This window comes from Streptomyces sp. NPDC041068 (assembly GCF_040647455.1).
Classification (GTDB): domain Bacteria; phylum Actinomycetota; class Actinomycetes; order Streptomycetales; family Streptomycetaceae; genus Streptomyces.
In genome coordinates, this window is record NZ_JBEZCG010000033.1 from 20,897 (window position 1) to 44,593 (window position 23,697).

20 protein-coding genes are annotated in these 23,697 nt (G+C 71.4%); 12 read left to right on the top strand and 8 right to left on the bottom strand.

Features of this window, described 5'->3' with window-relative positions; all coding sequences use genetic code 11:
* The first annotated feature begins 82 nt into the window (after window positions 1-82).
* The gene (locus AB0B50_RS42985) at window positions 83-910 is read left to right on the top strand and encodes a tetratricopeptide repeat protein (protein WP_362343017.1); all 828 of its coding nucleotides are present in this window, start codon (window positions 83-85) and stop codon (window positions 908-910) included.
* Here the strand turns inward: AB0B50_RS42985 and AB0B50_RS42990 are convergent.
* Complete coding sequence (locus tag AB0B50_RS42990) at window positions 829-1,938, bottom strand: AraC family transcriptional regulator (RefSeq protein WP_362343020.1); 1,110 nt, start codon at window positions 1,936-1,938, stop codon at window positions 829-831. The genes AB0B50_RS42985 and AB0B50_RS42990 overlap by 82 nt on opposite strands.
* Before the next feature lie 95 nt (window positions 1,939-2,033).
* On the opposite strand from AB0B50_RS42990, the gene AB0B50_RS42995 reads away from it, so the two are divergent.
* Window positions 2,034-3,896, top strand: coding sequence for a long-chain fatty acid--CoA ligase (locus tag AB0B50_RS42995; RefSeq protein WP_362343023.1), 1,863 nt, complete (start codon window positions 2,034-2,036; stop codon window positions 3,894-3,896).
* Here the strand turns inward: AB0B50_RS42995 and AB0B50_RS43000 are convergent.
* Window positions 3,862-4,176 (bottom strand): AzlD domain-containing protein, encoded by a 315-nt coding sequence (locus AB0B50_RS43000; protein WP_362343026.1) that lies wholly within the window; start codon window positions 4,174-4,176, stop codon window positions 3,862-3,864. The genes AB0B50_RS42995 and AB0B50_RS43000 overlap by 35 nt on opposite strands.
* Complete coding sequence (locus AB0B50_RS43005; RefSeq protein WP_362343028.1) at window positions 4,173-4,949, bottom strand: AzlC family ABC transporter permease; 777 nt, start codon at window positions 4,947-4,949, stop codon at window positions 4,173-4,175. The genes AB0B50_RS43000 and AB0B50_RS43005 overlap by 4 nt, the downstream gene beginning before the upstream one ends.
* A gap of 115 nt (window positions 4,950-5,064) precedes the next feature.
* Here AB0B50_RS43005 and AB0B50_RS43010 point away from each other — a divergent pair, with 115 nt between their 5' ends.
* Window positions 5,065-5,607 (top strand): XRE family transcriptional regulator, encoded by a 543-nt coding sequence (locus AB0B50_RS43010; protein ID WP_362343103.1) that lies wholly within the window; start codon window positions 5,065-5,067, stop codon window positions 5,605-5,607.
* 86 nt (window positions 5,608-5,693) lie between these two features.
* Here the strand turns inward: AB0B50_RS43010 and AB0B50_RS43015 are convergent, their stop codons facing one another.
* Window positions 5,694-6,578, bottom strand: a complete 885-nt coding sequence (locus AB0B50_RS43015; RefSeq protein WP_362343031.1) for a MurR/RpiR family transcriptional regulator — start codon at window positions 6,576-6,578, stop codon at window positions 5,694-5,696.
* Between the two features lie 123 nt (window positions 6,579-6,701).
* Here AB0B50_RS43015 and AB0B50_RS43020 point away from each other — a divergent pair, with 123 nt between their 5' ends.
* The 6 genes from AB0B50_RS43020 to AB0B50_RS43045 are packed head-to-tail and all read left to right on the top strand — an operon-like array spanning window position 6,702 to window position 13,132.
* Window positions 6,702-7,862: a C45 family peptidase gene (locus AB0B50_RS43020; RefSeq protein WP_362343033.1), complete on the top strand. Its 1,161-nt coding sequence runs from the start codon at window positions 6,702-6,704 to the stop codon at window positions 7,860-7,862.
* A complete protein-coding gene (locus AB0B50_RS43025; RefSeq protein ID WP_362343035.1) occupies window positions 7,859-9,511 on the top strand; it encodes an ABC transporter substrate-binding protein in 1,653 nt (550 codons plus the stop codon). Before AB0B50_RS43020 ends, AB0B50_RS43025 begins: the two co-directional genes overlap by 4 nt.
* Window positions 9,512-10,477, top strand: coding sequence for an ABC transporter permease (locus AB0B50_RS43030; RefSeq protein ID WP_362343038.1), 966 nt, complete (start codon window positions 9,512-9,514; stop codon window positions 10,475-10,477).
* Window positions 10,474-11,319: an ABC transporter permease gene (locus AB0B50_RS43035; protein WP_362343041.1), complete on the top strand. Its 846-nt coding sequence runs from the start codon at window positions 10,474-10,476 to the stop codon at window positions 11,317-11,319. The genes AB0B50_RS43030 and AB0B50_RS43035 overlap by 4 nt, the downstream gene beginning before the upstream one ends.
* A 2-nt stretch (window positions 11,320-11,321) precedes the next feature.
* The gene (locus tag AB0B50_RS43040) at window positions 11,322-12,326 is read left to right on the top strand and encodes an ABC transporter ATP-binding protein (protein ID WP_362343044.1); all 1,005 of its coding nucleotides are present in this window, start codon (window positions 11,322-11,324) and stop codon (window positions 12,324-12,326) included.
* Window positions 12,323-13,132 carry an ATP-binding cassette domain-containing protein gene (locus tag AB0B50_RS43045; RefSeq protein WP_362343047.1) on the top strand — a complete coding sequence of 270 codons (810 nt, stop codon included), beginning with the start codon at window positions 12,323-12,325 and terminating at the stop codon, window positions 13,130-13,132. Before AB0B50_RS43040 ends, AB0B50_RS43045 begins: the two co-directional genes overlap by 4 nt.
* 156 nt (window positions 13,133-13,288) lie before the next feature.
* On the opposite strand, the gene AB0B50_RS43050 is transcribed toward AB0B50_RS43045, so the two are convergent.
* Window positions 13,289-13,492 (bottom strand): cold-shock protein, encoded by a 204-nt coding sequence (locus tag AB0B50_RS43050; RefSeq protein ID WP_006138897.1) that lies wholly within the window; start codon window positions 13,490-13,492, stop codon window positions 13,289-13,291.
* Between the two features lie 336 nt (window positions 13,493-13,828).
* Between AB0B50_RS43050 and AB0B50_RS43055 the strand changes: the two genes are divergently transcribed.
* On the top strand, window positions 13,829-14,683 hold the full coding sequence (locus AB0B50_RS43055) for a menaquinone biosynthesis protein (protein ID WP_362343106.1): 855 nt from the start codon (window positions 13,829-13,831) through the stop codon (window positions 14,681-14,683).
* 32 nt (window positions 14,684-14,715) lie between these two features.
* Here the strand turns inward: AB0B50_RS43055 and AB0B50_RS43060 are convergent, their stop codons facing one another.
* Entirely contained in the window at window positions 14,716-15,735 is a 1,020-nt protein-coding gene (locus tag AB0B50_RS43060) for an alpha/beta fold hydrolase (RefSeq protein WP_362343050.1), read from the bottom strand.
* A gap of 178 nt (window positions 15,736-15,913) precedes the next feature.
* Between AB0B50_RS43060 and AB0B50_RS43065 the strand changes: the two genes are divergently transcribed.
* Window positions 15,914-17,629 carry a protein kinase gene (locus AB0B50_RS43065; protein WP_362343108.1) on the top strand — a complete coding sequence of 572 codons (1,716 nt, stop codon included), beginning with the start codon at window positions 15,914-15,916 and terminating at the stop codon, window positions 17,627-17,629.
* Here AB0B50_RS43065 and AB0B50_RS43070 read toward each other — a convergent pair.
* Both AB0B50_RS43070 and AB0B50_RS43075 read right to left on the bottom strand, forming a co-directional pair.
* Window positions 17,565-18,242 (bottom strand): hypothetical protein, encoded by a 678-nt coding sequence (locus AB0B50_RS43070; RefSeq protein WP_362343053.1) that lies wholly within the window; start codon window positions 18,240-18,242, stop codon window positions 17,565-17,567. The genes AB0B50_RS43065 and AB0B50_RS43070 overlap by 65 nt on opposite strands.
* A gap of 13 nt (window positions 18,243-18,255) precedes the next feature.
* Complete coding sequence (locus AB0B50_RS43075) at window positions 18,256-22,989, bottom strand: FtsK/SpoIIIE domain-containing protein (protein ID WP_362343056.1); 4,734 nt, start codon at window positions 22,987-22,989, stop codon at window positions 18,256-18,258.
* A 319-nt stretch (window positions 22,990-23,308) separates the two neighbouring features.
* On the opposite strand from AB0B50_RS43075, the gene AB0B50_RS43080 reads away from it, so the two are divergent.
* The gene (locus tag AB0B50_RS43080; protein WP_320590242.1) at window positions 23,309-23,608 is read left to right on the top strand and encodes a WXG100 family type VII secretion target; all 300 of its coding nucleotides are present in this window, start codon (window positions 23,309-23,311) and stop codon (window positions 23,606-23,608) included.
* Window positions 23,609-23,697: the final 89 nt, after the last annotated feature.

A 23,697-nucleotide genomic window follows, 5' to 3' on the forward strand; every position in this document is an offset into this window, starting at 1 on the left:
CCGGCGGGCAGCAGGCCGCCGAGGCCTCCAGCGGCTCGTCGACGACACGACCCCACCATCCGACCCCGAACGGAGGCCCACCATGCCGGAAGAGACAAGTCCGCGGCGCCCCGCCCGGTTCGAGCAGGCGCTCGCGTGCTTCCACGAGGCCCGCGACCTGACCGATCCGCAGGACTCGCCGGGTGTGTACGGCGTCATCCTGCACGACATCGCCGACACCTATCGCGACGCCCACGACTTCAAGGAGGCCGTCGAACACTTCCGGCAGGCCGTCTCGTACAAGAAGCGGGCCGACAACCCGAGCGACCTCGCCACCACGATGACCGCGCTCGCCAACACCCTGGTCGCGATGCGGGAGGGGGCCGAGGCATGGGAGGTCCTCGACGACCTCGCCCACGAAGTCCCGAAGATCACGGATGTGGAGCGGCGGGCCGCGGTCCTGCACAACATGGCGCTCACCTACGAGGAGTTGGGCAACCTGGGGCTGGAGGGCGCGTACGCCGAAGGGGTCGCCGTCTGTCAGGCCGTGCTCGCGCTCGTCGACGGCGAGTCCGATCCCGGCTGGTACGCCACCGTGCTCAAGGACCTGGGCGACGCGTACGAGGCGCAGGAGATGCTGCCGCAGGCGCACGCCGCGTACGAGGAGGCCGTGCGGTACACGCGGCGCATCGAGGGGAAGTCCACCTCCCTGATCACCGTGCTGATCGCGCTCGGCCGTACCAGCCGGCGGCTCGGCAAGTCGGAGGGGGAGACCGCGGTCAACGGCGGGGGCCCGGTGCTCAACGGCGCGGTGCTCGGCGGGATGGGGCTGGATGGGGCGGGGCCGCCTCAGCCGCCGGGAGCGGTCCCCGACGCCCCGTCCGACGTGCCGCCGTCCGACGCCGCCGCGGGGGAGGACGAGGAGCCGTAGGGGGACGGGCCGCAAGGGCGCTCCGTCAGCTCCGTCTCCGTCCGGTACGCCCCCGGCGTCGTGCCGGTCCACCGACGGAACGCCCGGTGGAAGGCGGTGTCCTCGGAGAAGCCGAGCCGGGCCGCGAGCCCCGCGATGGGCTCGCGGCCCTCCACGAGACCCGCGATCGCGGCGTCACGGCGTACCGCGTCCTTCAGCTGCTGGTACGACGTGGACTCCTGGGCCAGGCGGCGCCGCAGCGTCGCCGGGCTCACCGCGAGCCGCGCCGCGATCTCGCCGAGCGAGGGCAGCCGCGGCGAGGAGCGCAGGGCACGGGCGAGGGCGCGGCGGACCTGCTCGGCGACCGTCGTGCCGTACTCGCGCCGGGTCAGCAGCTCGAAGGGCGCCCCGCGCAGCATCTCGTCCAGCGCCTCCTCGTCCCTGATCAGCGGGGCGTCCAGCCAGTGCGGGTCGAAGCCGGCGCCGGTGCGCTCGGCGCCGAACCGCACCGCGCAGCCGAAGAGCAGCTCGTACTCGTCCTTGTGCGGGGGCGGCGGGTGCCCGAACTCGGCCCAGCGCAAGGGGATGCGGCGGCCGATCAGCCAGCTGCACAGGCGGTGCCAGATGATGACGAGGCACTCGGCGAGGAAGTAGTCCTGTTCGAGGTCGTTGCGTACGCCGAAGACCGCCTCGTCGCCGTGGCGTTCGAGGACGAGGTCGGGACCGCCGGGAAAGAGGCCGTAGAAGGTGACGCCGCGCTCGACGGCGGCGCCGAGGTCGCGGCAGCCGAGCGAGGCCTGGCACATCATCGCGAAGGTGCCGGGTCTGCTGACGGCGGAGCCGAGGCCGAGGAACTCGTCCTGCGTGGCGCGGTACAGCTCCCGGAAGAGCCGGGCGAACTGCGGGGCCGTGACGCGGGCCCGGTCGTCGCCGAGGAGCAGCGGCGGGATCTCCGCGCCCCGCAGCAGCGGAACGGTGTCCACACCGCGCCGCTCGGCGCCGCGCAGCACGGCCCGCACATGGTGCACGGTGATCGTCCGCCTGGCCATGAACACGACGTTAGCGCCGGGCTGAGCGCGCAGGCCAGCGGTGGTGACGCTTCCCGTCATCCCGTGGCCGTGCGGCGCTCCCTAGCGTCGTAGGAATGCAGCAGACGAGCGAGAAAGATGCCGAGCTCCCCGAACTCCCCGCGTCCCTTGCCCTGTTGGCGGAATGGACGGCGGCCCGTCACGGCGACCTGCCCGCTCTGCGGTTCCGGCGCGACGGGACGTGGAAGGAGCTGTCGTACACCGCCCTCAGGGACGAGGCCCGCCGCGTGGGCCGGGCCCTGCTCGCGCTCGGCGTCCGCCCCGACGACCGCGTGGCGATCCTGGCCGAGACCCGCCCCGAGTGGACCTGCACCCACTTCGGCACGCTGGCGACGGGCGCGGTGGTCGTCCCGATCTACCCGACGGCGGGCGACGAGGAACTCGCGTGGGTGGTCTCGGACTCGGGCGCGACGGTGGTGATCTGCGAGAACACCCACCAGGCTGAGAAGGTGGAGAGGCTGAGGGGCAGCCTGCCGGGGGTGCGGCACGTGGTCCTGATGACGGAGGAGTGGGGCGAACCGGCACCGCTCGACGACCTGTTGGCCGGCGCCCACGCGCGCGGCCCGCAGGATCTCGCCACCATCATCTACACCTCCGGCACCACCGGGCTCCCCAAGGGCTGTCTCCTCACCCACGGGAATCTGCTCGCCGTGCAGGCCGCCACCGTGCCGCTCATCGATGGAGGGCCAGGGGACTCCACGTATCTCTATCTGCCGCTCGCCCATCTCCTCGCCCAGCTCATCGAGTTCACCAGCCTCATCGAGGGCGGCACGCTCACCTTCTTCGGCGGGCGCGTCGAGGACATCGTCGCCGAGCTCGCCGAGGCGCGGCCCACCCATCTGCCGTCCGTGCCGCGGCTGTTCGAGAAGGTGCGGTCCGTGGTGCTGTCCCTGGCCGAGGCGCAGGAAGGCGGTCGCGAGCGGTTCGAGGAGGCGGTGCGCATCGGGGTCCTCGCCGCCGACGGCGTGCTGCCGCCCGAGCTCCAGGACGCGTACGAGGCTGCCGACAAGGCCCTCTACGGCCTGGTCCGGCAGGCGCTCGGCGGGCGGGTGAGGTGGGCGCTGACCGGCGGCGCGCCCATCGCGCCGGACACCGTCGACTTCCTGCGGGCCTGTGGCATCGCCGTCTACGAGGGGTACGGGATGACGGAGTCCGCCGGTGTCCTCACCCTCAACCACCCGGGATCCGTGCGGTACGGGACCGTCGGCCGCCCCGTCGCAGGCGTCGAGCTCCGCATCGCCGACGACGGCGAGATCCTCGCCCGCGGCCCCATGGTCTTCCCCGGCTATCACAACAATCCACAGGCCACCCGGGACTCCGTGGACGGCGAAGGGTGGCTGCACACCGGGGACTTGGGGGTGCTCGACGAGGACGGGTTCCTCTCCGTCACCGGCCGCAAGAAGGACCTCATCATCACCTCCGGTGGCAAGAACCTCACCCCGTCCCTCAGTGAACTCGCCGTCCAGAACTCACGGTTCGTCTCGCGCGCGGTGATGGTGGGGGACCGGCGGCCCTACCCGGTCGCCCTCGTCACGCTGGACGCGGAGGAGGTCACCGGGTGGGCGGCGAGGGAGAACGTGACATTGACCGAGCCGCTCTCCCGTGACCCCCGCGTCCGCGCCCTCGTCAAGCAGGCCGTGACCGCCGCCAATGCCACCGTCTCGCGCCCGGCCCGCATCCGCGAATTCGCCGTACTGGACGAGGACTTCACGGTGGAGGGCGGCCTGCTCACGCCGAGCCTGAAGGTCCGCAGGAAAGCCGTGACGGAGCGGTACGCGGAGGTCGTGGAGGCGCTCTACGCCACGCGACCCGCGCACGCCGCCCCGGGCGCTACGGAACCGCACGCCGCCCCGGGCGCTACGGAACCGCACGCCGCCCCGGGCGCTACGGAACCCCCGCAAGCCTCAGCAGCGCCGTAGCCGCCGCCGCGCCCACCACGACCACGGCGAACGGCGCCCTGCGCCAGGCGAGCGCCCCGCCGACGAGCACCCCGGCGGGCCTGGCCCACCCGGCGAACTCCTGGCCGTCGGTGAGCGCACCGGTGGCGAGCAGCGCGACGAGCAGCACCGTGGCGCCGACCGTCAGCAACTCCTGGACGCGGGCCGGGAGTTCGACGCGCCCGTGCAGCACGGGCCCGGCGAGGCGGAAGACGTACGTCCCCGCGGCGAGGACCAGGACGCAGGCGAGCGTGGCGTTCACGAGGCACTCCTCGAAGCGGTGGTACGGGGGCGGGGCCGGGGCCGGCGGGGCCCGCGGCGCGCGGCGAGCAGCCCCAGCAGGGCGAGCAGCACCGGCACCCCAGCGGGCAGCAGGGGCGAGGCGAGCACCGCGATGACGGCACCGGCCGCCGAGGCCCGCCGCGCCCCGCTGTCGCTGCGCAGCGCGGGCAGCACCAGCGCGAGCAGCACCGCGGGGAACGCGGCGTCGAGGCCGAACCGGTCGGTGTCGCCGAGCGCGGACCCGGCGACGGCGCCCACGAGCACGCTGAGGTTCCAGGCGACGAAAAGCCCGACGCCGGATATCCAGAAGGCGGCCTTGCGCTGTGCCCTGCCCTTCTGGGCGAGCACGAACGCGGCGGTCTCGTCCGTGACGAGGTGCGCGCCGATCAGCCGCGCCGCCCAGGACCGGCCGAGGTCGTTGGCGAGGGCCAGACTGAACGCGGCGGTACGGGAGTTGAGCAGCAGTCCGGTCGCCGCCGCGGCCACGGGCCCGCCGCCCGCGGTCAGGATGCCGACCGCGCTGAACTGGGCGGAGCCCGCGTACACGAGCAGCGACATGACGACAGGGACCCAGACGGGAAGCCCGCCCGCGACGGCGATGGCGCCGAAGGAGATGCCGACGACGGCGTCGGCGAGCCAGACGAGCGCGATGTCGCGCAGGACGCCGGGCGGCAGGTCGGAGAGGCGGACGAGGCCGGTGGATGCCCCGTCCGTTCGCTCTGGAAGGTCGTCTGTTCGGTGTGGCGAACGCATGCGTCGTAGGATGGGGTCCGTGGGGAGCGTTCGTCAAGCCGAACGATCGGTCCCCTGTAGTGAACGCACGGGGAGAATCAGGAGAGCGAAAGCCGTGACGACCGACGAGTCCCGCATGCCCCGCGAATGGGTCGCCGCCGCCCTGCGCCGTGAGCGCGCGAAGGCCGGGCTCTCCCTCTCCGAGCTGGCCAAGCGTGCCGGCATCGCGAAGTCCACGCTGTCCCAGCTGGAGGCGGCCACCGGCAACCCCGGCATCGAGACGCTCTGGGCGCTGGCCGTCGCGCTCGGCGTGCCGTTCAGCGTGCTCGTGGAGTCACCGGCGCCCGCGGTGACGGTGATCCGCGCGGGCGAGGGCCCGTCCATGCGCGCGGAGAACTCGTCGTACGTGGGCACGCTGCTGTCCGGCGGCCCGACCGGCGTGCGGCGCGACCTCTACCACGGGGCCATGGAGCCGGGGCCCGCGCGCGAGTCGGACCCGCACATCCCCGGCTCGGTGGAGCACCTGGTCATCAGCACGGGCCGCCTGCTCGCGGGCCCGCGCGACGAGCCGGTGGAGCTGGGCCCCGGGGACTACATGTCGTACCGGGGCGACGTCCCGCACGCATACGAGGCCTTGGAGCCGAACACGACGTTCGTGATGATCATGCAGCACATTTGAGTCGTGCCGTAAGGGCGGCGCCCCTTTAGGGGCGCGGGGAACTGCGCGACAAGCCACACACGACCCGCACCCAACAACAGGCCCCCTCACCCCTTCCGGGGCTTGACCTCCAGCAACTGCTCCCTCAACGCAGTCAGTTGATGCGAGGTATCCACCGCCCGAGCCTCGTCCAACGTAGTCAGCGCCAGCAGAACCGCATCGGCGACCACCAACGCCGTCAAAGCCTCCGCCGTGATCCCCGTAGGCGTATGCGGCGCCGTCAGAACCGCATCCACCCGCCCCCCGTACCGCTCCGCCAACTCGTCCGTCACCAGAACGACCCGCGCCCCGACCGCCCGCGCCCGCTCGATCAGCACCGTCAGTTCGGTCAGCGCGCGGCCCGGCTGGAAGATCACCACCGCGTCGCCCTGGCGGATGCCGAGCAGCGCGTCGGCGAGCGCGAAGCCCGTCGCGCCCGTGTACCGGGAGCGGCGCCCGATGCGGCCGAGCGCCAACGCCAGGTGCCGGGCGGCCAGTTCGGAGGCGGCCACGCCGTAGCAGTGGATCTCGGCGGCCTCCGCGAGCGCCTCGACCGCCGTGCGCAGCGCGTCGTCCGAGGTGAGCCTGCGGGTGTGCTCGATGCGCTCCTGTGCCTCGTCGAAGACGTCGCCCCAGATGTCGCCGAGGTCCCGGCCGACATGCGCGATGCGCTGCTTGAGGCGGACCTCCGGCGCCACCGCGGAGGTGAGGTCCGAGGCCAACTCCCGCTTGAGCGCGGGCAGTCCGGCGTATCCGAGGCGCTGCAGGGCGCGCACGGCCGTGGCGTTGCTGGTGCCGCTCGCCGTGCCGAGCTCCTGCGCGCTGGCGAAGAGCAGCGACTCGGGCGGTGCGCTCGCGAGGTACCGGGCGACCGCGCGCTCCGAGGTGGACAGGGTCTCCCACTGGTCGCGCACGGCGGCGCGCAGCCGCTCCACACCCTCTGAAATTTCCATTACGGCTATTGACTCTCGTGTGACGGCGGTTACTCTCCTGGGCAATGCATTCCAAGGGGAGAGAATCTCGTAACCGACGTTACAGCACGTCGGTTGCCGGACCTCTCCGTCGCTAGGAGAACCATGGCACCCCGCACGCTCCCCGTGATCGAGATCTCCGGTACACCGACCGACCGCGGCCGCCAGTACGGCGAGGCCGTCCGCCCCCGACTCCACGCCGCGCTCGCCTACTACGAGGAGGCGTTCGGCAAGGCGGCCGGGCTGACCTGGGACCGCGTCACCGCACGGGCCGCCCGCTGGCTGGAGCCTGTACGCGACTACGCCCCCGACCTCGTCGAGGAGATGCGAGGCATCGCCGACGGCGCCGGGGTGACCCTGCTCGACGTGCTCGCCCTGAACGCCCGCGGGGAGGTCATCTACGACAAGTCGTTCGCCGAGATGGCAGCCGGTGAGGAGCCGGCCGAGGAGGAGCCCGCCGAAGGCTGCACCTCCTTCGCCGCCTTCGGGGAAGCCAGCGGCGACGGCCACGTCTACGCAGGCCAGAACTGGGACTGGCGCGCGGGCGTCGCCGACACCGTCGTCATGCTCCGCGTCGTGCAGCCCCCGAAGCCCACCCTGATCATGCAGGTCGAGGCGGGACAGATAGGCCGCCAGGGCGCCAACTCCGCGGGCATCGCCCTCAACGCCAACGGCCTCGGCGGCCGCTTCAGCGACGCCGTCGGCCTGCCGCAGACCGTCGTACGCCGCAGCGTCCTCGACCGGGCCACCGTCACCGACGCCCTCGACGTGCTGTGCCGCACCCGCGCCCACATCGCCAGCAACGCCCTGCTGACCTGCCGCGAGGGCTTCGCGATCGACCTGGAGACGACGCCCGCCGGGCACGGCTGGATGTACCCCACCGACGGCCTCCTGGTCCACGGCAACCACTACCAGGCGGGTATCCCCGCAGCCCTCGCCGGCGACTACCGCCCCATGTCCTCCGACTCCCTCGTCCGCGTCCCGCGCGCCGAGCAGGGGCTGCGGGCGCTGCGCTCCTCCACCGGGCCCGACGAGTCCCTGAAGCTGATCAAGCAGGCCATGTCCGACCACCTCGGCCTGCCCGAGTCGCTGTGCACCCACCCCGACCCGCGCCGCCCCGACGGCTTGCACTGGGCCACGCTCGTCTCCTCCTGCGTGGACCTGACCAGCGGCGACTACCACGTGACCGCGGGCACCCCGTGCGACCGCGACTACCAGCACATGCCCTGGAACCTCTACGACGGCCCGTACGGAGACGCCTCATGAGTAACCCCGGACCACGGCGGCGCTCCGCCGCGGCGTGCCTCGTCGCCACCACCCTGCTCGCCACCGCCGCGTGCAGCGGCGCCGACACCACGGCGCTCGGCGGCGACCCCGCCGACGCCGCCAAGCTGAAGCTGACCGCCACGACGCCCGCCGCCAAGGGGCGGCAGGACAAGGTCAATTGGCTGCTGGAGGACGAACCCGACTCGCTCGACCTCGACACCCAGGGCTCCAGCGCGGGACGCGTCGTCCTGACCAACGTCTGCGAGCGCCTCTACCAGCTCCAGCCGGACATGAGCATCAAGCCGCTGCTCGCCGCCAAGGCCCGCACGCCCGACGACAGGACCCTCGTCCTGACCGTCCGCGACGGCGTCACCTTCCACGACGGCTCGAAGCTCACCGCCGACGACGTCCTGTGGAGCCTGAAGCGGCATGCCGACCCCGACATGGAACAGGCCGACGAGTTCGGCAACGTCCGTTCCATGAGGAAGACGGGCGCCCGCGAGATCACCATCCGCTTCAAGGCCCCCGACGCCCTCTTCACCAAGGCGCTCGCCGGAGACGCCGGCATCGTCTGGAACAAGGAGCAAGTCACCGCCGCAGGAAAGGAGTTCGGTACCCCGGGCCAGGGCGACGCCTGCTCGGGGCCGTACGAACTGTCCGGCTGGAAGTCCGGTGACTCCCTCACCATCAAGGCGTACGACGGGTACTGGGGCAAGAAGCCGCTGACCCGCCAGGTGACCTTCCGGTGGGCCTCCGACAGCGCCCTGGTGAACGCCCTCAGGACGGGTGCCGCCGACGGAACGTACGCGGAATCGCCGAACACCGCGTCCGCCCTGCGCACCGCCAAGGGCATCGACCGGCACTACGGTCCCTCCACGGCCTCGCTCGTCCTCATCCCGACCGCGCGCGGCGGCCTGAAGGACCCGCAGATCCGCCGCGCCCTGTCCCTCGCCGTCGACCGCGAAGGCATCGCCAGATCCGGCTACGGCGGCCTCGTCCAGCCCTGGGCCACGCCCGTCGGCTCCGGCGCGTGGGGCTACGAGAAGCCCCGATTCGCCGCGGCCCAGCGGAAGTTGGCGTCCTCCGCACCCGCATCGCCCACCGCCGACGACCTCGCCGAGGCCAAGAAGCTGGTGAAGTCCGCGGGCGCGCCGGCCGACCCCGTCGTCATCGGCACCGACAGCAGCCAGGGCCGCACCGTCGTCGCCAACGCCGTGCGCGCCGCCCTCCAGCGGATCGGCCTCAAGGGCCAGATCAAGACCGTGCCGACCGCCCAGTTCGAGGAGTTCTACAGCGACCCGCAGGCCCGCGCCGACATCGACGTCCTGGTCGGCGACTGGTACATCTCCAAGGCCGACCCCATGGGCTTCTACGACAACGGCCTCTCCGACTCCTCCAACAACTGGGTCGGCTTCAAGGACGCCACGTACGACAAGCTGGTCCACCGGGCTCTCGGCACCCTCGACGACGCGCGGCGCGCCGCCCTCGCCGTCGACGTGCAGCGCCGCTTCGTGGACGCAGCCGTGTGGATCCCGCTCGCGCAGGTGCCCTCCGCGCTCGTCCTGGACGACCGCATGACGGGCCCGCCCGCGTCGCAGTCCTACCTCTACTACCCCTGGGCCGCCGAACTCGGCCTGAAGAAGGGCTAGATGAGCGTCATGACGTCACTCGCCCCCCGGGCGCTGCGCCGCGTCCTCGGCCTGCTCGCCACCCTCTTCGCCGCGTCGTTCGTCATTTTCGCCGCCGTGTACGCGGCGCCCGGCGACCCCGCGGTGTTCCTCGCGGGCGGCCGCGACAAGCTGACCCCCGAGCGCCTGGCCGCCGTCCGCGCCCAGTACCACCTGGACGAGCCGCTGGTCGTCCAGTACGGCCGCTGGCTGTGGGACTGCGTCCACCTCGACCTCGGCCGCTCCTTCAAGTACGGCGACCAGGTGTCCGACCTCGTCGCCGCCCGCTTCCCGACCACCCTCCAACTCGTCGCGTACGCCACCGTGTTGTTCGTCGTCCTGGGCGTCGGCGCGGGCATCCTCGCCGCCGTGAAGCGCTCCACCTGGGTCGACTCGCTGGTCGTGGGCGGCACGACGCTCGCCGCGTCCGTCCCCTCCTTCGTCGCCGCCATCGCGCTCGTCTCGCTCTTCGGTGTACAGCTGGGCTGGTTCCCGGTCACCGGCAGCGGCGAGGGATTCACCGGCACCCTGCGCCATCTCACCCTGCCCGCCCTGTCGTTGGCGCTCGGCTCCCTCGCGATCATCAGCAGGGTCACGCGCCAGGCCATGGCCGACGCGGCGGCCTCCGACCACGTGGAGGCGGCCCGCGCGTCGGGCGTCCCGGAGCACGACATCATCCGGCGCCACGTCCTGCGCAACGCGCTGGGCCCGATCGTCACCATGTGCGGCCTGGTCATGGCCGGGATGCTCGCGGGCACGGTCGTCGTCGAGACGGCCTTCGGCATCAGCGGCATCGGCTCGCTCCTCGTCGGGGCCATCAACACCCACGACTTCCCGGTCGCCCAGGCGGTGCTCCTCCTGATGGTCACCGGCTACATCGTCGTGACCACCCTGGTCGACCTGGTGCATCCGCTCCTCGACCCCCGAGTGAAGGGAGCCACGTCATGACGACCACCGCCGTCGCCCCGGCCCCACCGACCACTCGCGGCAGACGCCCGCTCGGCGTCATGGCCGCCGGAGTCTTCCTCTCCCTGGTGGTCGTCGCCGCGGTGTTCGCACCGCTGCTCGCGCCCTACGCCCCCGACGCCATCGACCTGTCGGCCTCGCTGGTCGGCACGGGCGGCGACCACCTCCTCGGCACCGACTCCTCCGGCCAGGACCTGCTCTCCCGGGCCCTGTACGGAGCCCGCACCAGCCTGATCGCGCCGGTGCTCCTGCTCGCGGTGGCGTCCGTCCTCGGCGTGACGCTCGGGGTCCTCGCCGCCTGGCGCGGCGGCTGGGTGGACGCTCTGGTCTCCCGCCTGACGGACGTCATGTACGCCTTCCCCGGCCTCCTCTTCACGGTCCTGATCATCGCGGTCTTCGGCGCGGGCATGACCACCTCCGTCCTTGCGCTCGGCCTCGCCTTCACCCCGACGATCGCCAAGTACACGCGCTCCCTGGCCCTTTCGGAGGCCCGCAAGCCGTACGTCGACGCCTATCGGGTCCTCGGCATGGGAGGTGCCCGCATCTGTGCCGCGCACGTCGTCCCGAACCTGGCGCGGGCCGTCCTCGGCTACCTGGTGGTCCTCTTCGGCGAGGCCCTGATGTCCCTGGCGACCCTCTCGTACCTGGGCTTCGGCGCCCAACCCCCGTCATCGGACTGGGGATTGATGGTGCAGGAGGGCCAGGCCGCCATCGTCCAGGGCGCGCTTCTGCCCGCCATGGTGCCGGGCACCGCCATCGCGCTCGTCGTCGTGTCCTTCAACGTGGTCGGGGTCTGGGCCGCCGACCGGCTAGGGGGTGAGTGAGCATGACGCTCCTCTCCATCACCGACCTCACCGTCCACCTCCCCGGCGCGGCCCGCCCGGTCCTCGACTCGGTCTCGCTCCACGTCGGCCCCGGTGAAGTCGTGGGCCTGGTCGGCGAGTCGGGCTCGGGCAAGTCGACGACGGCGAAGGCGGCACTGGGCCTGCTGCCGCCGGGCGCGACGGCGACGGGCTCGGTCCACGTCGCGGACACCGACGTCCTCGCCCTCACCGGCGAACGGCTCCGCGCCCACCGTGCGGGACCCGTCGCCATGGTCCACCAGGACCCACGGGCCGCCCTCAACCCGGTGCGCCGGATCGGCGACTTCCTCACCGAACGCGGCGCGACGCGGTCCCGCGCGGTGGAACTCCTGGAAGCGGTAGGCCTGTCATCCCCCGAACGCCGCCTGCGCCAACACCCCCACGAACTCTCCGGCGGCATGCTCCAACGCGTCGTCATCGCGGGCGCCCTGGCCGCCGAGCCCCGCCTGCTCCTGGCCGACGAGGCGACCAGCGCCCTGGACGTGACGACCCAGGCGGAGATCCTCGCCCTCCTGCGCACCCTGCGCGCCACCCGGGACCTGGGCCTGCTCCTGATCACCCACGATCTGCACCTGGCAGCGGCGTACTGCGACCGCGTCTACGTGATGTACGCAGGAGGAGTCGTCGAACAGCGCACAGCGGAGGCCCTGTTCACGACCCCGGCACACCCCTACACCCGAGGCTTGCTGGCCTGCTCCCCAACCCTGGGCGAATCCCACCCCCTGACCCCCATCCCGGGCCGCCCCCCGTCCCTGTCGGACTCCTTCAAGGGCTGCCCGTTCGTGTCGAGGTGCGGGGAGGCGGAGGAGAGCTGCGAGACAGCGCCACCGGTGGAGCAGCCACTGGAGGACGGCGGCGGGGTCAACTGCCCGGTCGCCCCCGTTGTGGGCAGGCGTTCCGCATGGCGGAACGGGTGGGCACAACCCAAGATGCCGAGCACCGAGACCACCAAGGCGAGCCAAGGATGACAACAGACGCCCTATTGACGGCAAACAACCTCACCAAGACATACCGGCTCCCCGGCAGCACCCACCACAAGGCCGCAGAGAACGTGACGTTCACCCTCAAAACCGGCGGATCCCTCGGCATCGTAGGAGAGTCGGGCTCAGGAAAGACCACCGTGGCCCGCATGCTCGTAGGCCTGGTCACCCCGGACAAGGGAGAGATACGAATAGCGGGCCGCGCCCGTGAACCCCGTACTCCCAGGGGAAAGAGGGCCCGCCTGGCCAGGGCCCGCGAGATCCAGATGGTCTTCCAGGACCCCTACATCTCCCTGGACCCACGGCTCACGGCAAGCGACTGCATCCGCACGGCCCTGCGCCTGCACGGCAGGGACGAGAGCCGGGTGAAAGACCTCCTGGACCAGGTGGGCCTGGGCGCGAGAGAGGCCGGCGCCCGCCCGCGGGAGCTGTCCGGCGGCCAACGCCAACGCCTCGCCATCGCCCGCTCACTCGCGGTGAACCCCCAGGTCCTCGTCCTGGACGAGGCCGTCGCCGCGCTCGACGTATCGATCCAGGCCCAGATCCTGAAGCTGCTGGACGAGATCCGCGAGGAAACGGGCGTCGCCCTGGTCTTCGTCAGCCACGACCTCGCCGTGGTGCAGCACGTCACGGACGAGGTCCTGGTGATGCGCCGCGGCCGGGTCGTGGAGCAGGGCCCGACGGACGGCGTCCTGACCGCCCCCGAGGACCCCTACACGAAACTGCTGCTCGCCTCGGTCCCCGGCAAGGACTGGGACCCGGCGGACGCGGTCCGGGCGAGGGCGGCCCTGTGACCCCCGAGTAACCCCCGAAGCCGCAGAGGCACCGAAAAGGCAGGAGCCCCGCTTCCCCCGCTCGCGCGGAGGAGCAGGGCTCCTTGGGTACTGCTATCCATGTCCGGATCAAGTCACCGGAGGAATCAACACGCCCCACTCACGTGAGGCGTCCGATTACATCGGGGTGACGTTCTCCGCCTGCGGACCCTTCGGGCCCTGCGTCACGTCGAAGGAAACGGCCTGGTTCTCCTCGAGGGAGCGGAAGCCGTTCGCGTTGATCGCGGAGTAGTGGACGAAGACGTCCGGGCCGCCGCCTTCCTGGGCAATGAAGCCAAAGCCCTTTTCAGCGTTGAACCACTTCACGGTTCCGGTAGCCATAAGCCCTCCTTGGGCCAAAGGGTTGCCCTGCTCCAGAACCAGCGATTGTTTAAACAACTGCATAAGTCTGAAAACGACGAGAGCCCGCGGGGTCACATGCTCCGCAGGCTCTGTACTGCAAGGGAAACCAAACTGCAACTTGCGGCGAGCTTAGCACGCAGGCAGCCGAAAGCAATAGGGGGCAAGATCACGTCACCCGGAGGTTTGACGGGGCTTCCGGTGGGGTTGACGGGGCACGCCGGGGCCCCAGCGCCGGCGCCGTACCGCAAGGGGGCTAGCCTCGCCGATGTGGACAATTCTCCCCTTGACGCCTCCGAGGGGGTGGGCGCCGGACAGCTGCCCGACTCCCGCCGCATTCCCCGGCCCCGCGTCGGACACATCCAGTTCCTGAACTGCATGCCCCTGTACTGGGGCCTCGCGCGGACCGGGACGCTCCTCGACTTCGAGCTGACGAAGGACACCCCTGAGAAGCTCAGCGAGCAGCTGGTCAGGGGCGAACTCGACATCGCGCCCGTCACGCTCGTCGAGTTCCTCAAGAACGCGGACGACCTCGTCGCCTTCCCCGACCTGGCGGTCGGCTGCGACGGCCCCGTCATGTCCTGCGTGATCGTCTCGCAGGTGCCGCTCGGCGAGCTGGACGGCGCCAGGGTCGCGCTCGGCTCGACCTCGCGGACCTCCGTGCGGCTCGCGCAGCTGCTGCTCGCCGAGCGGTACGGCGTGCGGCCCGACTACTACACGTGCCCGCCGGACCTGGGCCTGATGATGCGGGAGGCGGACGCCGCCGTCCTCATCGGCGACGCGGCGCTGCGCGCGAACCTGATCGACGCGCCGCGGCTCGGCCTGGAGGTCCACGACCTGGGGCAGATGTGGAAGGAGTGGACGGGCCTGCCGTTCGTCTTCGCCGTCTGGGCGGCACGGCGCGACTACGCGGCGCGCGAGCCGGCCGTCGTGCGCGAGGTGCACAAGGCCTTCCTGTCCTCCCGTGACCTCTCCCTCGCGGAGGTCACGAAGGTCGCCGAGCAGGCCGCGCGGTGGGAGTCCTTCGACGCCGGGGTCCTGGAGCGGTACTTCACGACGCTCGACTTCCGCTTCGGCGGGGAGCAGCTGGCGGGCGTGACCGAGTTCGCCCGCCGGGTCGGCCCGACGACGGGCTTCCCGGCGGACGTACGGGTGGAGCTCCTGGAGTCCTGACCCCGCGTGGCCAGCGCTCCGGCCGAGCCGGGTCAGTCGTTGGGGATCGGCGCCTGCATGTGCTTGCTGATCCACTGGATGGGGCCGTCGGCCATGGCGGGGACGTAGGACCGTGCGTTGTGGCCGCCGCCCTGGATGACGTTGAGCCGCGTCTTCACGGGGCCCTTCCCGTACGTCTGGATGAAGCGGCGCAGGTTCGCCTGACCGGACTCCTCCGTGCCGATCTGGAAGGCGAGGTCGACCTCGGGGCCCTTGCGGTTGATGAGGTGGCGGGCCAGCTTCTCCGGGTTGTTGGCCTGGCGCTCCTTCTCGTGCCCCGCCCAGAGCGGCGAGTCGGGGACGGTGTCGGGGCCGCTGGCGATCACCGCGCGGAACTTCTCCGGGTGCTTCAGGACCGACTTCAGGCCGACGAAGCCGCCGGACGAGGAGCCCATGAAGGCCCAGCCGTCACGGGACTTGAAGGTTCGGAAATTCGCCTTGACGAAATCGGGGACGTCATCGGTCATCCACGTCCCCATTTTCGGCTGGCCCGGAATATCACTGCCGTCGTAATAGTTCTTGGCGTCCGGATTGAGGACGGGCATCACCACGATGAACGGCAGGCTCTTGCCTTCCTGGGACCACTTGGTGATGCTGCTCTGCAGCTTCAGGTCGGTCCCCATCCAGTAATTGTTGGGGTAGCCGTTGCCGCCCGGCAGGGCTATCAACACGGGGAAGCCGCTGTTCGCGTACTTCGGGTCGAAGTACTGCTTGGGCGCCCAGACCCACACCTTGCCGGTGAATCCGGACTTCTTTCCCTTCAGCGTCGTCACGCCGATCTTGGTGCCGTCGTCCAGGGTGTTCTCGGTGGTGAAGTCCGCCTTGGGGCCCGTGGGGAGCAGCGTCTTGGCCGCCGCCGCGCTCTGCGGCTGACCGGTGCTGTCCGACGCCTTGGGGTTGTCGAAGCTCATCGGCTTGCCCTTGTCGGAGGAGCAGGCCGACAGGGCCAGGGCCGAGGCCAGGGCCGCCGCGGTCGCGGCGAGGGCGGTGGTGGACGGGCGGCGGCGGTTCATGGGGACCTCGGAGCGGGGACGTAGGCGAGCAATACGGTCATTACTCACATGTAGAGGGGAATGCGGGCGGGGGCGTTCCCCCGAGGACCCCCGCACTACGCTGATGCGCAGTGACGCGGCGCACGAGATGTCCGGCGGCGCGCGTCTGGGGGAGGCCCGTCCGGGGGAGGCCAAGGACATGCATCCGCTCGAAGTCGACGAACCCACCGCGATCGGTCCCTACCGTCTGCTCGGCCGGCTGGGTTCGGGCGGCATGGGCCGGGTCTATCTGGGGCGCAGCGCGGGCGGCCGCACCGTCGCGGTCAAGGTCGTCCATCCGCACTTCGCGCTCGACGAGGAGTTCCGCGCCCGCTTCCGCCGCGAGGTCGACGCGGCGCGACGGGTCGGCGGCGACTGGACGGCGCCCGTCCTGGACGCGGACCCGGAGGCTCCGGTGCCGTGGGTCGCCACGGGGTACGCGGCCGGGCCCTCGCTCACCGAAGCGGTGCGGGAGGGCGCGCCCCTGCCCGAGCACTCCGTACGCGTCCTCGGGGCGGGGCTCGCCGAGGCGCTGGCGCACGTGCACGGCCTCGGGCTCGTCCACCGCGACGTGAAGCCCTCGAACGTGCTGCTCACGCTCGACGGCCCGCGTCTGATCGACTTCGGCATCGCGCGGGCCACGGACGGCACGGCCTCGCTCACCTCCACCGGCGTCTCCATCGGCTCGCCCGGCTACATGGCACCCGAGCAGATCCTCGGCAAGGGCGTCACCGGCGCGGCGGACGTCTTCTCGCTGGGCGCCGTCCTGGTCTACGCCGCGACGGGGGAGTCGCCCTTCCCCGGCGAATCCACGGCGGCGCTGCTCTACAAGGTCGTCCATGAGGAGCCCGAACTGGGCGTGCTGAGCGGCGAGTTGCGGGACCTCGCCGCGGCCTGCCTGGTCAAGGACGCGGCGGCGCGGCCCCGTCCCGAGGAGGTCGCCCGCCGCCTCGCCCCGCAGGGCGCGGCGGCGCTGGTGGCCGCGGGCTGGCTGCCGGGGCCCGTCGTGGAGCGGGTGAGCCGGAGCGCGGTGCGGCTCCTGGATCTGGACACGGGGGCGGGTGGCGGGGCGGGTGCGGTCCCGCAGAACGCGCCCTCCGGGCCCGTGGCGTTCAACTCCCCTTCCGTGGAGGGGACTTTCGGGCCGCCCGACCCTTCGTACGTGTCTTCTCCCGCGTACGTCGATGCGGCACCGTCCGATGCTGCGGTGCCCTCGGCGCCCGCGGTGCCGGAGCCCCGCTCCCAGGGGAAGGCGGCGTCCCCCGGGAAGCTCTCGGTCTCGGTGGCCGCGACCTCCGTACCCGAGGGGCCGAACGGGCGTGGCCGCAAGGTGAGTTGCACGGTCGCGCTCGCCGTGGCCGGGGCGATGGCCGCCGTCACGGTCGGCTCGGTGTTCGTCTTCGGGATGCTGCCGAACGGGGACAAGAACTCCGCGGGGGACCAGGACCAGGACCGGCCCCCGGCGGCGACAGCGACGAGCACGCCCAGCGACCCCTCCGGCGACGCCACCGAGTCCGCCGAGGGCAAGGTCCCCGAGGCCTACCTCGGCAAGTGGCGCGGCAAGGCCGACGCGAGCGGCGGCACGATCCCGCTCGGCACGTTCACGGTCACCCTGCGTCAGGCGAAGCCGGGGGAGCGGGTCGGCACGGTCCTGCAGGACGACCCGATCGGCAACACCTGCACGGACGTCCTCACCCTCACGTCGGTCACGGAGAAGGAACTGGTGGCGACGGGCAAGGGGGCGAAGGGCAACGGCAGTCAGTGCGCGCAGACGAGCCACACGGTGTATCTCCGCCCGGACGGCAAGAACCTCACGTACACGTCGGACGATCCGGACGCGGGCGATCCCAGGGCTCGGTTGTCGCGGGTGGAGTGAGGCGGGCGTCGCGGCGATCGGCGTAGCGGTCGTAGAGCCCCAGGAGGGCCGCCGCGGCGAGGAGGGGCGCCGCGAGGCCCACGAGCCATACGTAGGGGTAGTTGCTGCTGATCCAGCAGTACTCGCCCGTCGTGGAGCACGTCCCGTGCCGGTGGCTGCGCTTCGGCTTGATCGTCTGCATCGCGATGGATGCGATCAGGAGTGCCGCGCCCGCGCCCGGCAGTGCGGCAGCGGTCCAGAGCGCCGAACGCACCTTGTCCTTGCGCCAGTTGGCGCGGGTGAGCGGTGCGATGGCGAGGGCGCCCGCGACCGGCAGGAGGAGCCCCGCCGTGGCGGCGAAGCCGTAGCCCTCGCCGGGCCAGTCCGGCGCGAGGGCGTGCCACATCTCGCCGGCCCAGCGCAGGGGGCCGAGGAAGAGCGCTGCCGACCCCACGGTCAGACAGGCCACCACCATGCAGGCGAAGCCCACCGAGCGCAGGCGGATGCGCAGCCTTCCGCTCCGCTTCGACGACCGCTTCCCCGACCGGCCCGAGGTCCTCGCCCCCGGCACGTGCTCGTACCGCAGCGCGGGCCCGGCGGCGCGCCGCCGGGTCCTCTTCGCCGAACCCCCCATGTCGTACGTCCCCCTACAACGGAGTTGTCACCGTGGCGAGTTCGCCGTTGCCGAGATGCAGCATGCCCTTGCCCGGGGCGATCGGGCCGCCGACCAGGCTGCGGGAGATCCTGAGGCCGATGAGGTCGCCGCTGGAGCTCTCCTGCGGGGAGAGCAGGATGCCGCGGCGGCCCTTCTTCGCGTCGACCTGCCAGCCGGAGAAGCCGCTGCAGACGTCCTCCTCGTCACCGGCGAGGACCAGTGCGAGGCCCTTCTCGGTGCCGCGCTGGATGATCCGCTTGAACTGGCTCGCCGCGTCGGCGTCCTCCAGCATCTCCGCGTCGTCGATCAGGACGACGACCGGGTCCTCGATCGACGCCTCCGCGTCGTCGATGAGCTCCTCGAACTCGTCCTCGTCGATGTCGTCGCCGGTGAAGACCTTCAACACGCCTTCGGTGCCCTCCAGTTCACGCAGCGGCGACTGGCGCGGTGCGGCGACGACCAGACGTACGCCTTGGGCGCGGAACGAACGCGCCATGTTCATCAGGACCGTCGAGCGGCCGGACTTGGCCGGGCCCGCGATGACGAACGCCGGCACGCCCTGGGCGAGATCGGGACCCCAGCCCATGACCTCGTCGCCGCCGATGCCCACGAGCGCCCACAGCTTGGAGCGCGGGGCGTCCGGGTCGCGCAGCTCCCACGCCTCGTCGAAGGAGATGCGGCTCGGCAGCGTGTCGACGCGGAACGGGCGGCGGTGGCGCGGCACTTCGGCGTCGCGGGCCGCGGCCTGCTCGCCGATCGCGGAGATCGCCGCGGCCTGCCCCTGACCCGTGGAGTCCTCGGAGAGCAGCGCGAACTGCGTCTCGGTGCCGCTCTCGTTCTTGAACGCGCGGCCCGGCGCGATCTCCTCGGGGACCTTGCGGGCCGGGATGCCGAGCGTCGAGAAGTCGGAGCGGTCCGCGAGGCGCAGGCCGTACTTGTCCTCGGTGAGGGAGGAGATGCGGCCCACCAGGATCTGCCGGTCACCCGTCATCACCATGTGCAGGCCGACGCTCGCGCCCTCACGCATGATCGTGGTGATCTCGTCCGTCAGCGAGCCGTGGTCGACCTCGCCGAGCGTGGGCAGCCAGCCCTCCCAGCGGTCGAGCAGCACGACGATGTGCGGCAGGCGCTCGTCCTCGGTGACGTCGGCCCGCTGCTCGCCGATGTCCGCGTACCCCTTGTCCGCCAACAGGTCCTGGCGGCGCGTGAGTTCGCCCTTGAGTCGGTTGATGAGGCGTACCACGCGCTCGGTCTGGTTACGGCCGACGACGGCGCCGCAGTGCGGCAGCCGGGTCAGGGCGTTGAGCGCGCCGTTGCCGCAGTCGATGCCGTACAGATGGACGTCGGCGCACGAGTGGGTGCGGGCCAGGGAGCCCGCGATCGTCCGCAGTACCTGCGAGCGGCCGGAGCGCGGGGCACCGCCGATCATCAGATGGCCGAAGGTCTTGAAGTCCACGACGACCGGGCGGCGGGCCTGGTCGGCGGGCAGGTCCTCGATGCCGTACGCGGCAGGCGCGAGCGTGCCGGGGGCCGTGAGGGCCGCGGGGACCGGGATCTCGTCGAGCAGCAGGGTCTCGCCGAGCGCGGGCAGCCACGGGCTGTGCTGGGCGGGGATGCCGAGGACCCTGTTGGCCTCGATGATCTCGTCGACCAGGACCTTCAGGTCGGTGATCTCCTCCTCCTCGCGGGCCTCGGCCTTCGGCTTCACCAGCGAGGCACGGCCGAGCGCCGACCAGTCGAGGGTGTCGACCCAGGGCGCGAGCAGGGTCGGATCGGCGGCACCGGGGCGCCGGCCACCGACACGACCCGACTGGAAGGGCACCAGCGAGGCGTGCCCGAGACGTACGTACGCACGTCCGGGGGTGTTCTTGGAGATGTGCCCGGCCTCGGGGGAGTCGATGACGTCGCTGGACTCGCCGCCGTCGGTGACGCGCAGCGCGATGCGGAGGTTGGTGTTGGCGCGGATCTCAGGAGACACGACACCACTCGGCCGCTGCGTGGCGAGCAGCAGGTGAATGCCGAGCGAACGGCCACGCTGAGCGATGTTCACGAGCCCCGTCACGAAGTCGGGCAGGTCGCGCACCATGGAGGCGAACTCGTCGATGACGATGAGGAGTCGGGGCACGGGCGCGTGCGAGGGATCGCGGCGCACCAGGTCCTGGTAGTCCTCGATGTCCTTGGCGTCGGCGTCGGCGAGGATGTGCTCGCGCCGCTTCAGCTCGGCGCCGAGGGACTCCAGGGCCCTCTCCACGAGGTGCGCGTCGAGGTCGGTGACCATGCCGACGGTGTGCGGCAGCTTCACACAGTCCTTGAAGGCCGATCCACCCTTGTAGTCGACGAGTACGAAGGTCATGTTCTCGGGCGTATTGGCCACGGCGAGCGCGGCCACGATCGTCTGCAGCAGCTCCGACTTACCGGAACCGGTCGTACCCGCGATCAGACCGTGCGGGCCGTCCTTGCGCATGTCGATGCCGAACGGGCCGTCGTACGACTCACCGATGACGGCCATCGTCGACTGTCCGCCCGCCTGCCAACGGGCAGTGATCGCCCCCGAGGTCGGCGGCTCCAACTGCAGCACGTCGAGGAGCCGGCTGGCCCCCGGCAGTGCGGAGTCCTCGGTCTCCCCGCTGATGTCGCGCAGCGGCGACACGGAGCGCGCGAGGCGCAGGCACCAGGCGGGCGTCACGAAGTCGGGTCGTACGTCCTTGAGGCGCTCGGCGCCGGTCATTTCGACGCGCAGCCTCAACTCCTGGGGAGCATTGGATTGTTGCGGGTCGGGCGCGGTGGTGTGCCAGGCCTGGAAGGAGGGGAAGCCGCCGGGGGCCTGCTGGGGCGGGGCGGGAGCGTTCGGCACGGCGGGCGTGCCCGCGAGTTCCTGGGCCTTGGGCTCGGCGACGACGAAGGCCAGGCACTCGCCGGGCAGGAACCGTTCTTCGGAGTCGAGGCACAGCGCGTACATCCCGACGGCTGGGCCCTCGCGCAGGATCCGCACCACACCCGGCAGGGACCGCAGCCGCCGCGACCCGTCCCACACCACGACGATGTCCGGGTCGCTGAAGTTGGCGCCCTGGCCCTTGTTCTCCTCCGCGGCCTTCACGCGCGCGTCGAGGATCTGCGTCAGTTCACCGATGCGGGCGCCGACGGTCTCGGCGTCCGTGCCGATGAGTACGTTGATGTCCTGACCGCCGGACGGCCTGGCATGCGGCAGCCACCGCACCCAGTCCCAACTGTCCTTGGACGTGTTCTCGGTCAGCACATAGAACTGCACGTCCATCGGGCTGTGCAGCGTCGCGGTCTGCGCCACGGCCCAGCGGCCGAGCGCGGTGGCGGAGTCGCCGGGCCCGGCGATGCCGATGACGCCCAGCCCCTTCAGCGGCAGCGCGACGGGGGCGTCCTCGATCTTCCAGGTCACCTGGCGCCGGTGGTCGTCCTTCTCGGGGTCGTCCAGCACGACCTCGGAGGGCAGCTGCCCGGTCCCGAACCGCAGCAGCAGATGATCGGCGTCGGTGCGCCGCCGCTCCCACAGCCGCGTACGGGGCCCGGTGCCGAGGGCGAGCACGGCGGCGGGATCGGGCACGGCATTGCGCCGATCGATCCGCTCGGCCACCAGCGCGTCCTGAGCGTCCTTCTCGATCCGGGCCTTGGTCTCCTTGTACTCCTTGACCTGCTTCGCATGGGACTTGCGCCCGTGCTTCTTGTCCATGAAGTAGTTGCCGAAGAGCATGATGGGGCTCAGCCCCGCCATGATCAGGTAGTACCAGCGATTGAAGATCATCGCCGCGACGACGGCACCGACCAGCGGGAACAGCGCCATCAGCCACGGCAGCGGACGCGCCTCGAACTCGCGGGGCGGGGAGGGCAGCCGGAAGGTGGTCTGCCGCTCGGGCGGGCGCAGGCGAGGGGGCCGGTTGTAGTCGAGCCCCGCGCCGTCCTCGGACCACTTGAGGGCGGCGTTCGGCGGCGCGTACCGGACGAGTTCGAGAAGGGTGTTGCCGAGGGCGACCTGGGCGCCGAGGGGCCAGTCGACGGTGTCGCGCGGCCCGGCGGCCCGCGCCTTGGCCCGGGCCTCCTTCCGCTCCTTCCACTCCTTGCGCTCCTGCTTCTCCCGCGCCTCCCGGGCCTTCCTCTCCTTCTTGGACTCCCCTTCGAGCGGGACGGCCGTGGTCGGCTCGGGCTCGTCCTTCTCCTCGTCGTAGGGGGCGCCGTCGAGGGTCACGCCCTGCTTGTCCTTGTCGCTCCCGTGCACGGTGACCTGGCAGGTGCCATCGGTTGCAACTGACAACGTCAGGGCGCGGGCGGGCATCTCCGGATCGTCGACGCGGATGTACGAGGCGGGGCCGCTGCCGATGTCGTACCGCCCGATGCCGAGCCGGTGCACGGCGCCGGCGGCGGTCCCACTGGCGATGCGGAGCTCGACGAGCCCGGAGGGCTCACCGGGCAGGCACCCCGCGGGATCGTTCAGACTCACGACGGCGCCTTCGCGCAGGGGCGAGGTGACGACGGTGGCGGAGGGGTCGACGGCGTACCCGTCGACGTAGACCATGGGCGCGTTCCCCGTAGGGGAGTGCTGGCCCTGCCCGATCGGAATGACCTGCGCACCGCTGTGGCCGACCTGCCGGGCCAGTTCCACCGCGATGTCCTGCACGGTGGACTCGGGATCGGCGTCGAGAACCACGTCGGCGGTGCCCCCGCCGAACGGATCGACGACGGTCAGAGTCAGGCGCACGATCGTCCTCCCCGGAGCTGAACAATGGGCCTGACGATATCCGCTCCCCCCTTCCCGCAGGCAACGGCCTGTGCACAGGCTCATAGCGGAAGGGCACGCGCCGCGGCCGGGGCCTTGCGTGCCGCGGCGGGTGCCGCTTCGCACTTGCTCATAGCAGAGCTGTGACTGAACCGGGCTGTGATCCCATCCGCCCCACCCGTAAGCTGCTGGCGCGAGAGCGGAAGATCGCACCAATCGCATCATCCGTTCGAGCGTTCAAGGGTTGCCACGGGGGTTGGCCCTGCGGCGAGTTGATCAATTGCGATTAGGAGTGAGCCTCATGGCCAAGGACCTTGATGTCACATATCAGGACATGCGAGACGCGGCCAAGCACGTGGTCAAGGAGAAGGACAAGCTCAACGAGAAGCTGGACGGCCTGAAGAAGTACATCAAGAACCTCGTCGAGACGGGCTTCGTCACGAAGAGCGCCTCGAAGGCGTTCGACGAGAACTTCGACGAGTTCGTCGAGGGCGCGAAGAAGACCCTCGAGGGCCTGGACGGCATGGGCGACTACCTGACCAACGCCGCGGACAAGTACGAGCAGATCGACGACGAGCTGGGCAAGGCTGCGCGGAAGTAGCGGACGGACGCTGCGCCGTGTGGCTTGCCAGGGGCGGGGTGACGAGGTGAGCGCCTTGTCACCCCGTTCTTGCTGTCCTTGACAGTGGC